9 protein-coding genes are annotated in these 12345 nt (G+C 62.8%); 4 read left to right on the top strand and 5 right to left on the bottom strand.

What is annotated here, in order from left to right; all coding sequences use genetic code 11:
* The 4 genes from QM672_RS32115 to QM672_RS32130 all read right to left on the bottom strand — a co-directional run.
* Positions 1-170, bottom strand: a 170-nt coding sequence (locus tag QM672_RS32115) for an ATP-grasp domain-containing protein (RefSeq protein ID WP_415087342.1), incomplete at its 3' end; no start/stop codon positions are given.
* Positions 171-342: 172 nt separating this feature from the next.
* On the bottom strand, positions 343-2493 hold the full coding sequence (locus QM672_RS32120) for an acetate--CoA ligase family protein (RefSeq protein ID WP_311945260.1): 2151 nt from the start codon (positions 2491-2493) through the stop codon (positions 343-345).
* Between the two features lie 590 nt (positions 2494-3083).
* Positions 3084-4391, bottom strand: coding sequence for an oxalate/formate MFS antiporter (oxlT, locus tag QM672_RS32125; RefSeq protein ID WP_311945259.1), 1308 nt, complete (start codon positions 4389-4391; stop codon positions 3084-3086).
* A 650-nt stretch (positions 4392-5041) separates the two neighbouring features.
* A complete protein-coding gene (locus tag QM672_RS32130) occupies positions 5042-5179 on the bottom strand; it encodes a hypothetical protein (RefSeq protein WP_311945258.1) in 138 nt (45 codons plus the stop codon).
* 645 nt (positions 5180-5824) lie between these two features.
* Between QM672_RS32130 and QM672_RS32135 the strand changes: the two genes are divergently transcribed.
* The 4 genes from QM672_RS32135 to sucD all read left to right on the top strand — a co-directional run bounded on the left by QM672_RS32135 (position 5825) and on the right by sucD (position 11310).
* A complete protein-coding gene (locus tag QM672_RS32135) occupies positions 5825-7582 on the top strand; it encodes a thiamine pyrophosphate-binding protein (RefSeq protein WP_367627070.1) in 1758 nt (585 codons plus the stop codon).
* Positions 7583-7671: 89 nt separating this feature from the next.
* The gene (gene frc, locus QM672_RS32140) at positions 7672-8946 is read left to right on the top strand and encodes a formyl-CoA transferase (RefSeq protein ID WP_311945256.1); all 1275 of its coding nucleotides are present in this window, start codon (positions 7672-7674) and stop codon (positions 8944-8946) included.
* Positions 8947-9180: 234 nt separating this feature from the next.
* On the top strand, positions 9181-10344 hold the full coding sequence (locus tag QM672_RS32145) for a succinate--CoA ligase subunit beta (RefSeq protein WP_415087340.1): 1164 nt from the start codon (positions 9181-9183) through the stop codon (positions 10342-10344).
* 75 nt (positions 10345-10419) lie between these two features.
* Positions 10420-11310, top strand: coding sequence for a succinate--CoA ligase subunit alpha (gene sucD, locus QM672_RS32150; RefSeq protein WP_415087341.1), 891 nt, complete (start codon positions 10420-10422; stop codon positions 11308-11310).
* A 149-nt stretch (positions 11311-11459) separates the two neighbouring features.
* Here sucD and QM672_RS32155 read toward each other — a convergent pair whose 3' ends face one another.
* The gene (locus QM672_RS32155) at positions 11460-12233 is read right to left on the bottom strand and encodes a fumarylacetoacetate hydrolase family protein (RefSeq protein WP_311945252.1); all 774 of its coding nucleotides are present in this window, start codon (positions 12231-12233) and stop codon (positions 11460-11462) included.
* Positions 12234-12345: the final 112 nt, after the last annotated feature.

The raw sequence follows: 12345 nt of genomic DNA on the forward strand, positions 1-12345 counted from the left end.
CCCTTGCCGCGCCCGCCCGCATGGATCTGCGACTTCACCACGTAAAGCGGACCGGGGAGCTCCTTCGCCCCCTTCACCGCTTCCTCGACGGTTCGCGCCGCGGCGCCGGGAGAGATCGGCAGGCCGAAACTCTGCAGCACGGCCTTGGCCTGATATTCATGGATGTTCATTCTTCTTGGACCTCGTCGCTGTCATGGGATGGTGCCACCCGGTCATGGAGCATGCTTCCGCCATCCCCGCGATCCAGGTGAGGGAGCGCAGGCAGGACGGGCTGTGTGATTGAAGGAGAGGAGGGGAACGACGCCGGCTTGATGTGGCCGGCGTCGTCAGCTAGGCCTGCCCTCAGAGCAACCCGGCGCCGCGGGCCCATTTATATTTGGCGCCCAGTACTTCCACCGGCAGCTCGGTGGAATAGGCATAGGCCGGTACACCATGGGCGTAGAGATATTCTGAGGCTTCCTCGACCTGCACGTCGCCGGCGAGGGAGGCGACGATCGGCTTTTCGATGCCTCTCGCCTTCATCTCTTCCTTGGCCTCGATCACCAGCTTGGCGAAGGTCATCGGCGGCGTGATGATGGTGTGCCAATAGCCCAGGATGATCGAGTGGATGCGGTCGTCCTCCAGGCCCAGCTTGATGGTGTTCTTGTAGGTCGAGGGCGGTTCGCCGCCTGTGATGTCGACCGGATTGCCGGCCGCGCCGAAGGGCGGGATGAACTTGCGGAAGGCCGCATCGAGATCATCCGGCATCGACATCAGCGACAGGCCGTTGTCGACGCAGGCATCCGACAACAAGACGCCCGAGCCGCCGGCCCCTGTGATGATCACCACGTTCTCGCCCTTGGGCGTCGGCATGATCGGCACGCCGCGGGCGAATTCCAGCAATTGCCGCAGCGAGCGGGCGCGGATGACGCCGACTTGCTTGAAGACGTCTTCATAGATGCGGTCATTGCCGGCGAGCGCGCCGGTATGCGAGCTTGCCGCCTTGGCGCCTGCCGAGGTGCGGCCGGCCTTCAGCACGATCACCGGCTTCTTCTTGGAGACGCGTTTGGCGACTTCGGCGAAGGCGCGGCCGTCCTTGAGGTCCTCGCAATGCTGGGCGATGATCTTGGTGTTGTCGTCCTGCTCGAAGAAAGTGAGCAGGTCGTCCTCGTCGATATCGGACTTGTTGCCGAGGCCGACAATCGCCGAGACGCCCATCTTGGCCGAGCGCGAGAAGCCGATGATGGCCATGCCGATGCCGCCCGACTGGGAGGAAAGGGCGGCCGAGCCCTTGACGTCATAGGCGGTGCAGAAGGTCGCGCAGAGATTGGACGGGGTGTAGTAGAAGCCGTAGATGTTCGGCCCCATCAGGCGGATATTGTATTTGCGCCCGATCTCCTGGATCTCGCGCTGGCCTTCCTCATTGCCGGTTTCGGCAAAGCCCGAGGGAATGAGCACGGCACCCGGAATGCCCTTCTCGCCGCATTCGACCAGGGCACCAGCCACGAATTTGGCAGGAATGGCGAAGACGGCGGTATCGATGGCGCCGGGCACATCCTTGACGCTCTTATAGGCCTTGTAGCCGAGGATCTCGTCGGCCTTGGGGTGGATCGGGTAGATCTGACCCTTGTAGCCGCCATTGATCAGGTTCTTCATCACCGAATTGCCGATCTTGCCATCCTCGGAGGAGGCGCCGATCACGGCAACGGCTTCCGGACGCATGATGCGGTTCATCGCGGTGACGATGGCATCCTGCGAGGGCCTGAAACGGGCCGGCTTGGCCTCGAAGTCCACCACGATGCGCACGTCCGCGGCGGTGGCGCCGTCCTTGGTGGCGAAGACGGGGTTGAGATCGAGTTCGGTGATCTCCGGGAAATCGGTGACGAGCTGGGAGACCCTCGCCAGCGTGTCGGCGAGGGCATCGCGGTTGACCGGGTCACCGCCGCGCACGCCCTTGAGCATCTCGGCGGCCTGGATGCCGTCGAGCATGGAGAGGGCCTCGTCGCGGTTGATCGGCGCCAGGCGGAAGGTGATGTCCTTCAAGACTTCGACCAGCACGCCGCCAAGGCCGAAGGCGACGAGCTTGCCGAAGCTGTCGTCGGTCACGGCGCCGATGATGACTTCCTGCCCGCCTTTCAGCATTTGCTGGACCTGGATGCCTTCGATGCGGGCATCGGCCTTGTAGGCCTTGGCATTGGCGAGGATCTTGTCGTGGGCGGCTTCGGCCTCGGCGGCGGAAGCCACGCCGACGATCACGCCGCCGGCTTCGGTCTTGTGCAGGATGTCGGGGGAGACGATCTTCATCACCACCGGAAAGCCCATGTCGCCGGCAAGCTTGGCAGCCTCGGCGCTGGAGCGTGCCAGGCCCTCCTTCGGCACGGGAATGCCATAGGCGTCGCAGACGAGCTTGCCCTCGGGGGCGGTGAGGCTGGTGCGGCCCGATGCCTTGACGGCATCGAGAATGGCCCGGACATCGGCCTGGATGGATTGCGCGGGTCTTGCCTGGATGTTCATGGTGTTTTCTCCCTGGTCGTTGCCGGATCGAAGCTTCGTCCTGTCGGTGGGAACCTAACTTCTGGTATCTGGTATGCCAGATTTGAATTTGTCAAGCGCGACTTTCGCTATCGACCGGGGTAGAACGCGTCGAAGCGAAAACCGCGCCTCTTTTCTATTTCTGTGTCGATGTGGCTTTGCGTTTCCCGGCGATTTCGCCTGACCGCAAAACGCTTTAGCTCTAAAGAACCAGATTTTGGTTCATTTTCGCGTGTCGCGTGGAGCCAAAGGCTCGAGCTTTGGCTGTATCCTATAGCGCTTTGCGATTCCATGGAGTTACTAGGAATCACAAAGACGCATCCAAACAAAGAGTTAGAGGAAATAAGCGTTCACACTTGAACGCGTTTTGCTCTAGAAGATATTGTTCTTATTCAATGGATTAGGCGGTTTCTGGCCCCGGCTATGTCTGCACTGCCGGGACCTGGCATAGGATGCGGCGATACTGAATGAGATATCGCCGCGGGATCCTATGGTGATCTTCCTGGCCGGTGCCTGTCAGGGCACCGGCTTTTGCGATGTGACGTGGCGGGCTGATGCTCGCCACGCGAGAGCTATGCCGCGGCCGTGTTGGCCGGCTGCTGTAACTCGTGCTTGCGCACCACGCCCGCACGCCAGGGTTTGAGGACGCCGATGGCGAGGATGGCTGCCAGGATATTGGCGCCCGCCGCGATGATGAACACCACGTCCCAGGTTCCGGTCTGCTGCTGCAGTACGTTGGCGAAGGGAACGAGCAGGGCCGCCGTTCCCTTGGCCGTGTAGAGGAGGCCGGCATTGGTCGCGGCATATTTGGAGCCGAACGTGTCCGTGCAGGTCGAGGGGAAGAGGGAATAGATCTCACCCCAAGCGAAGAATACGAAGCCCGAGAGCAGCACGAACCAGACCGGATCATGGCCGAACAGATGCAGCATGTAGATGCCGACACCTTCCATCGCGAAGGCGATGAACATGGTGTTCTCGCGGCCGATCTTGTCCGACACCCAGCCGAAGAAGGGGCGGGTGAGGCCGTTGAGGATACGGTCGAGGGTGGCGGCGAACGTCACGGCCGTCATGGTCAGGCCAAACAGAGAGACCGGGACGCCGTCGAGCTTGAGATCGGCGCCGATCGGCTTGAGGTTGGCGGTTACCATCAGGCCGCCGGCGCCGACGATCACGAACATGAAGTACATCAGCCAGAAGATCGGCTGGCGCAGCACTTCGGTCGGCGCGAAGTTGCGGCGGGTCTGCACGATGTTCTTGTTCAGCACGGGAGCCGGCACCTGGCCGCTGCGGGGCGTGTGCATGAACAGCGCGAAGATGATGACGATGATGCCCTGGCCGAGACCGAACCAGAAGAAGGCAGCCTGGAACCCGTCATTGGCGATCATGGCCTGGATGGGCGCAACCGTCAGGGCCGAGCCGGCACCGAAACCGGCCGCCGTGATGCCGGCCGCAAGGCCGCGTTTGTCCGGGAACCATTTCAGCGCGTTGCCCACGCAGGTGCCGTAGACGGCGCCGGCGCCGATGCCGGCAATGATCTGTCCCAGATAGAATAGAGTGAGCGAGGTGGCGTAGGAATTGATCACCCAACCGACGGCGCAGAGCGCACCACCGAAGACTACCACCAGTTTTGGCCCGTATTTATCGACGAACCACCCTTCGATCGGCACGAGCCAGGTCTCGAACAGGACGAACAGGGTGAAAGCCCATTGAATGGCTGCCCGGTCCCAGCCGAACGTCTTCTGGATATCGGGAACGAAGAATGTCCAGCCATATTGGAGATTGGCGATCATCACCATACAGACGACGCCGATTGCAAGCTGTGTCCAGCGGAAGGCATCAGATACCCTCGGCAGGTTTTCCTCTCCTTGCGACCCTACCATTGCAGTCCCCCTTGGTTTTTGTTGGAGGTTGGACGGAGCCCAGGCTCCATTAAGCAGGTTATGTCGCCATATTGGTATCTTGCATGCCAGTTGGCAAGCGCCGTTTTTCGGCAAGGCACGCCAAATTGCCCCGGAAGAGGCGTCTTCCAGGGGGCTTGGGAGCGAATCGAGAGAAAGGGCAATCGGTAGCAAGTTACGGAAAGAATTGAGATCTTCGCTCGGTGCGCCTTGGTTGCCGGCACAGTTGCGAATAGATCAAAAAAAGTTGCATAGAAGCAGCCGTAACTCTGCTTAATGTCGTATCTATGCTAGAAATAGTCGCTTATCAGACATAATATTCTGGCATGCCAGAGCGGAATTCGTCTCCCCAACGGCTACCAGCTGCCACGCCTAGCGGGGCAAGCCCTGTGACCGGACCTGGTCTCCCAAATGCGCCCCTACGCCCCCTTGCCTGCTTTGAGCGGTGGCGAGTGCTACACCGGCCTGACAGGCTGTGCCTCGCCCGGAGTGGCTCGGCTCGCCGCAATAAAAGGGCAGCCAGAATCACCGGAGCCGGCCTGGCAATCGCCCCAGTCGAATCGATCCGGCCGAAGCCATTCCCAGGCTGCCGCCCCGGATCTCGGATGAAGGGGCGGCGGCGATCCAGGCCTTCAGAGGCCGAAGGGTTCGCGGGAACCGGCGCGGATATCGGCCTGGGCCATCTTCATCAGGAAGCCCGAGAAAGCCGCCCAGAGACGGTTCGACAGCGGACGGGCAGCAGGGCTGCGGGACAGGGCGGAAGTGGTCATGGTCGTTCTCCACATTGGGTGTTCGAGGAAAGATCCTGTGTTGCCGTGAATCTGGCATGCCAGATCCCAGAAGAGAAGGGCCTATGTTGCAATGCAGTCATGCGCTCTTTGCATTGCGAAGTAAACTGCCTCAGCTCATCTGCAATCCGCTTGTTCCCCCGCCTGATGGGCGGTGTGGGCTAAACCAAGTTTAGGGATACCCCTATACTAAACACGAAAATGCAAGGTTTACTTTGCAGGCTTTACTGCATCGCGGCATGAAATTACGGGCGCCACAAACCTGCGAATTCGTCGATGCAGACGGTCCTTCGAGCCGGCAGAGTCCGGTTTCCTGCGGCCGCAATTTTACTCGCTTTCCCCGACGAATTGAATAGCAAGTATTTGAAATAAAAGAGAATTCATCTCCCCTTCCGGTGAAGGAAGAGGCCGGTTCCAAGCCTGTTGGAGGGTGAAAAATGCGGATTGACACTCTGGTATCTGGCATGCCAATGTACCAGCTGTACGGCATGCCATGGCGTCATTCCGCCAAGTAGAAGGCGATTTCGGCATAGTTGATTGCACCCCTCTTCATCGGAGGCGGTTTCATCGAAGCCGATGACCCTCAGCGGCATATCGTTGCGAAGAACAACGGGAGGAATTGCCCCAATGGCAACGGTTACAGCACTGCAAAAGCCCGTGACCACGACGGCCGAAGACACGCTCAAGCAAAAAGCCCGCGACGGCAGCGTTGTCTCCGGCGGACATCTCGTCGCCAAGGCGCTCAAGGCTGAGGGTGTCGACACGATCTTCACCCTGTGCGGGGGGCATATCATCGACATCTATGATGGCTGTCTCGACGAAGGTATCCGCATCGTCGACGTCCGTCACGAGCAGGTCGCCGCCCATGCCGCCGACGGCTATGCGCGCCAGACCGGCAAGCTCGGCTGCGTGGTCACCACGGCCGGCCCCGGCTGCACCAATGCGATGACCGGCATCGCCACGGCCTTCCGCTCAGAAAGTCCCGTTCTGCATATTGGCGGGCAGGGCGCGCTGACCCAGCACAAGATGGGCTCGCTGCAGGATCTGCCGCATGTCGACATGATGAAGCCGATCACCAAGTTCGCGGCGACGGTCTCCTCTACCGAGCGCGTGGCCGACATGATCTCGATGGCGGCACGCGAATGCTTCGCCGGTGCCTATGGCCCGTCCTATCTCGAGATCCCGCGCGACGTGCTCGACCGGGAAGTCACCCTCGACCGTGCGGTCCTGCCGGAATCCGGCAAATATCGCGCTTCGACCAAGTCGATCGGCGATCCCGCCGACATCGAGAAGCTTGCCGATATCCTGGTCGCCGCCGAGCGCCCCGCCATCCTCTATGGCCAACAGGTCTGGACCGGCCGTGGGCAGGAAGAGGCCATCGCATTGCTGCGTGGGCTCGACATTCCCGGCTATTTCAACGGCGCCAGCCGCGGCCTGCTGCCTCCCGGCGACCCCCATCATTTCGATCGCACCCGCTCGCTCGCCTTCGCCAAGGCCGATGTGCTCGTCATCGTCGGCACGCCCTTCGACTTCCGCATGGGCTATGGCAAACGCATCAGCAAGGACCTCAAGCTGATCCAGATCGACATGGATTACCGCACCGTCGGCAAGAACCGCGACATCGATCTCGGCCTGGTCGGCGATCCCGGTGCGATCCTCGGCGCCGTGCTGCAGGCGGCCTCCGGCCGCATGGACAAGGGCAAGCGCCAGCTGCGCCAGCAATGGATGAAGATGCTCCAGGACGCCGAAGTGGCCGCGACCGAAAAGCTGATGCCGCTCTTCCTGTCCAACCAGACGCCGATCCATCCCTATCGCGTCGCCTATGAACTCAACGAGTTCCTCGGCGAGGACACCATCTATATCGGCGATGGCGGCGACGTAGTGACGATCTCGGCCCAGGCCGTGCGTCCGCGTGGACCGGGCCAGTGGATGGATCCGGGCGCGCTCGGTTCGCTCGGTGTCGGCACCGGTTTTGCCCTGGCGGCCAAGCTCGCCAATCCCAACAAGGAAGTGCTGTGCTATTACGGCGACGGTTCCTTCGGCATGACCGGTTTCGACATGGAAACCGCCGATCGCTTCGGGGCGCCCTATCTGGCCGTCATCGGCAACAACTCCTCGATGAACCAGATCCGCTACGGCCAGGTCGCCAAATATGGCGAGGAGCGCGGCAATGTCGGCAACAAGCTCGGCGATGTGGCCTTCTCGAAATTTGCCCAGATGCTCGGCAATCACGGCGAGGAAGTCCGCGATCCCAACGAGATCCAGCCGGCCCTGCGGCGGGCCCGCGAGGCCATGGCCAGGACGGGGCGTTCGGCCCTGGTGAATATCTGGGTCGATCCGGACGAGTACGCGCCCGGCACCAAGAACCAGACTATGTACAAGTGAGATGGCGGGATGGCCGGCCGCGTGGGAAACGCGCCAGCCGGCCATCCCGGCCCCTCGCCATAACAGATGACATTTCCGAGGAGGGAACGATGGGACAGGCACTCGAAGGCGTGCGCATCCTCGACTTCACGCATGTTCAATCCGGTCCGACCTGCACGCAATTGCTGGCCTGGTTCGGTGCCGACGTGATCAAGGTGGAAAAGCCGGGCGTCGGCGACATCACCCGGACCCAGCTGCGCGACATCCCCAATGTCGACAGCCTCTATTTCACCATGCTCAACCATAACAAGCGTTCCATCACGCTCGACACCAAGAACAAGGCCGGCAAGGCGGTGCTCGAGGAGCTCGTCAGGAGCTGCGACGTGCTGGTGGAGAATTTCGCTCCCGGCGTGCTCGATCGCATGGGCTTTTCCTGGGCCCGCATCCAGGAACTCAATCCGCGCATGATCGTGGCCTCGATCAAGGGCTTCGGCCCCGGTCCCTACCAGGACTGCAAGGTCTATGAGAACGTTGCCCAATGCGCCGGCGGCGCGGCCTCGACCACCGGCTTCGACGACGGTCCTCCGCTGGTGACGGGCGCGCAGATCGGCGACTCCGGTACCGGCCTTCATTTGGCGCTCGGCATCGTCACCGCGCTCTATCAGCGCACCCATTCGGGGCGCGGCCAGCGCGTGGACGCCGCCATGCAGGATGGCGTGCTCAATCTGTGCCGGGTGAAGCTGCGCGACCAGCAGCGCATCGAGCGCGGGCCCATGAAGGAGTATCCGCAATATCCCAATGGCAAATTCGGCGATGCCGTGCCGCGTGCCGGCAATGCCTCGGGCGGGGGGCAGCCCGGCTGGATCCTCAAATGCAAGGGTTGGGAGAGCGATCCCAACGCCTATATCTACTTCATCACCCAGGCGCCGGTCTGGGGCGCGATCTGCAAGGTGATCGGCAAGGAAGAGTGGATCACCGACCCCGACTATGCCACGCCTGAAGCGCGCCTGCCGCGGCTTCGCTCCATCTTCGACACCATCGAGAAATGGACGGAGACCAAGGACAAGTTCGAGGCGATGGACATCCTCAACAAGTTCGACATCCCCTGCGGGCCGATCCTGTCGATGCGCGAGATCGCCAACGAGCCTTCGCTCAGGGTGACGGGGACCGTCGTCGAGGTCGACCATCCCGAGCGTGGGCCTTATCTGTCGGTTGGCAATCCGATCAAGCTCTCAGACAGCCCTACCGTGGTGGAGCGCTCGCCGCTTCTGGGCGAGCACACGCAGGAAGTGCTGCGCGACGTCCTCGGCTTCGACCAGGGCCGGATCGATGAGATTGCGGGAAGCGGCGCCCTTGGCGCTCCCGTGGCGATGGCGGCCGAGTGAGGTTTCATCATTGAGATGATGGGGGCGGGTGCCGTTGTGGTGCCCGCCCCTTTTTATATGGAGCGCGGACATCGCGACATGCCCGTATGTCGCGATGTCCGCTTTTGCCATCCGTTAGGCCCAGCGTTCCCAAGAGCGGACAAGATGTCCGCGCTCCTAGGCTTCCTCTTTGACAGCTTCCGAAATCTGGTATACGTTATGCCAGATAAGAGCGATATCCAGGTGCGGGAGGGAATGATGAAACTGCACGAGTTCCAGTCCAAGCAGATCCTGGCACCCTATGGTGTCGAGGCGCCGCAGGGCGCCGTCGCCATCACCGCCGACGAAGCGGGGCAGGTGGCGCGTCGCCTCGGTGGCTCTCGCTTCGCCGTGAAGGCGCAAATCCACGCCGGCGGGCGCGGGCGGGCCGGGGGCGTCCCTATCGTTTCCTCCCCCGATGCAGCCGAGGAGGCAGCCCGGGCGCTGCTGGGCCGGCGCCTCGTCACCGAGCAAAGCGGTGCGCATGGCCGCGTGGTCGAACGCGTGCTGGTGGAGGCGGCCGTCGATCACATAAGCAGCTTCTATCTGTCGCTCAGCGTGCATGCCGCCAGCGGCACCCTGGTCCTGGCTGCCAGTGGGGCCGGCGGCGATGATATCGAGGACCGCGTCCTTGCCGGAGAAGGTGGTCTCGAGCGCCTCTCCCTGGGGGACGGCAGCCAGGCGAGACGCGAGGACCTGCAGGCCCTGGCGGCGCACCTCGGCCTGACCGGGCAGCCGGCCGAAGCCTTCAGGGCTCTTGCCGATGGCTTGCGCCGCGCTTTCCTGGAACTCGATGCCAGCCTGATCGAGATCAACCCGCTGGTTCTGACCGCCGACAACAGGCTGCTGGCGCTCGACGTCAAGATGATCATCGACGACCACGCCCTGTTCCGCCAGGCCTCCCTGGCGGAGCTGCGCGAAGAGGATGGGGACGAATACGAAGTCAAGGCCCGCCAGCGCCAGCTCAATTATGTCCGCATGGATGGCAGCGTCGGCATTGCCGCCAATGGCGCCGGGCTCGGCCTTGCCACCGTCGACCTCGTCCATGCCGCCGGTGGCGCGCCGGCCAATTTCATGGATATCCGCACCACGGCGACCAGCCTCGACATCGCGCATGGCTTCGGCCTGCTGCTCGACAATCCCCAGGTCCGCGCGCTGCTCATCAATGTGCATGGCGGCGGCATGCAGTCCTGCGACACGGTTGCCGAGGGGCTCGGAATCGCCATGCGACGGGCCGGACGCACCCTGCCGGTGGTGACCAGGCTCGCCGGCAACAACGCCGACTATGCCCGCTCGCGTTTCGCCAATTTCGGCTGCCGCATCATAGAATGCCCGGACATGTGGACGGCCGCCGCGAAGGCCGTTGCTGCCGCACGCTGACGGCGATTTTGCTGCAGTTTTAGACTAATTAATCCAAAAATGCGTTAGCGCCGTCGGCGCTCAAGGGAGGGCGGAATGGCTATCCTCATCGACAGTGAAACCCGCGTCGTCTGCCAGGGCATGACCGGCTGGGCCGGAACCCATCATACCGCCGCGATGATCGAATATGGCACCAAGGTCGTGGCGGGTGTCACGCCCGCCAAGGGTGGGCGGTTCCATCTCGGGGCGCCGGTGTTCGATAGCGTCGCTGCGGCTGCCAAGGAGACCGGCGCCAATGCCAGCATGGTCTTCGTGCCGCCGGCCCAGGCCAGCGCCGCCATCATCGAGGCCATCGAGGCCGAGATTGCGCTGGTCGTCGCCATCACCGAACGGGTGCCGGTGCTCGACATGATCAGGGTGCGCCATGCCCTGGCCGGCTCGAAGACCCGGCTGATCGGCCCCAATTCGCAGGGGATCCTGTCCCCGGGCCTGTGCAAGATGGGCGTGATGGCAACCGGCAGCGAGCGCCCGGGCAGCGTCGGCATCGTCTCGCGCTCGGCCTCGCTGACCAGCGAGGTGATCGCCCAGGTTTCCGCCGCGGGTCTCGGGCAGTCGACCACCGTCGGGGTGGGCGGCGACCCCGTGCATGGGCTGTCGATGCGCGATTGCCTCGAATTGTTCCTCGCCGATGCCAAGACCGAAGGCATCGTGCTGATCGGCGAGATCGGCGGCGAGGAAGAACAGGAAGCGGCCGATTACATCGCCTCTGTCAGGCCGGCCATGCCGATCGTCGGCCTGGTCGTCGGGCTGCATGCCCCGGCCGAGCGGCGCATGGGCCATGCCGGGGCCCTCGCCATGCATGGCCGCGATCGCGCCGACGCCAAGATCGCCGCCTTCGAGAAGGCCGGGATTACCGTGGCATCGAGCCCGCATCTGGTCGGCGATACGATCGGCCGGGCGCTCTCTGCGAGGGCGAAGGCGGCTTGAAAGCAAATCTTTCGGGAAGGAATGATGGCCGGTCTTCAGACCGGCCACTTTTTTGACAAGGAGCGATAGTTCCGTTTCGGTCTGACGACCGGCATATCGCGCCGGCACGTCCTTCGCAGAACAAGCATCCTGCCAGCGCCCGGGCCTCCTCACTGCACGAAGCGGTTCTCCAGGCAGCCGATGCCCTCGATGCTGACGCGGACATCGTTCTCCGCTTCCTTCATGGCACCGACGCCGAGCGAGGTGCCGCAGCAGATCAAATCGCCCGGGAGCAGGGTCATATCCCCCGAGATCAGGCTGACCAGCCTCGCCGGCGGGAAGATCATGTCGGCAACGGGATAGTTCTGACGCTCGTCGCCATTGAGCAGCGTCTTGACCACCAGGGTGGCGGGATCGATGTCGGTGGCGATCACCGGGCCGAACGGCCCGAAGCCGTCGAAGCTCTTGGCGCGCACCCATTGGGCGAAGGTCGAGTCTCGCGTGATGATGTCGCCGGCGGTGATGTCGTTGACGCAGGTATAGCCGAAGATGGCGTCCGCGGCCTCCGCCTCGGAGGCATTGCTGCAGGGCTTGCCGATGACGATGCCAAGCTCGCCCTCATAGACCACCCGGCCGTCATAGGAGGGGGGCCTTGCCACGGTCGCACCCGGCGCGGTGACGCTGGTGGGCGCCTTGAGCAGATAGAGCGGTTCCGGCGGCACGGCGACGTTCAGCTTGGCAGCGAGCTGATGGAAATTGTTCCAGAGCGCGATGATCTTGCTCGGCACTGTCGGCGCCAGCAGCCTGGCCTGTGCCAAGGGCAGTGTGCGGCCAGTGGCGGCGGCGATGCCGAACATGTCGCCGCGATGGACGTGGATGGCGTCGCCTTCGAGCGTGCCGAACTGGGCCTGCCCGTCTTCCTCGAAACGGATCCATTGCGACATGGCGGTTTTGCCTTTCCTGAAAAGTTGGGAACGAGATGTTTGTCCGCCCGTCAGAACCCCTTGATGATTTCCTCGACCATTTTCTTGGCATCGCCGAAGAGCATCATGGTGT

It is taken from the genome of Labrys sp. (in: a-proteobacteria) (genome assembly GCF_047605565.1).
GTDB lineage: Bacteria > Pseudomonadota > Alphaproteobacteria > Rhizobiales > Labraceae > Labrys > Labrys neptuniae.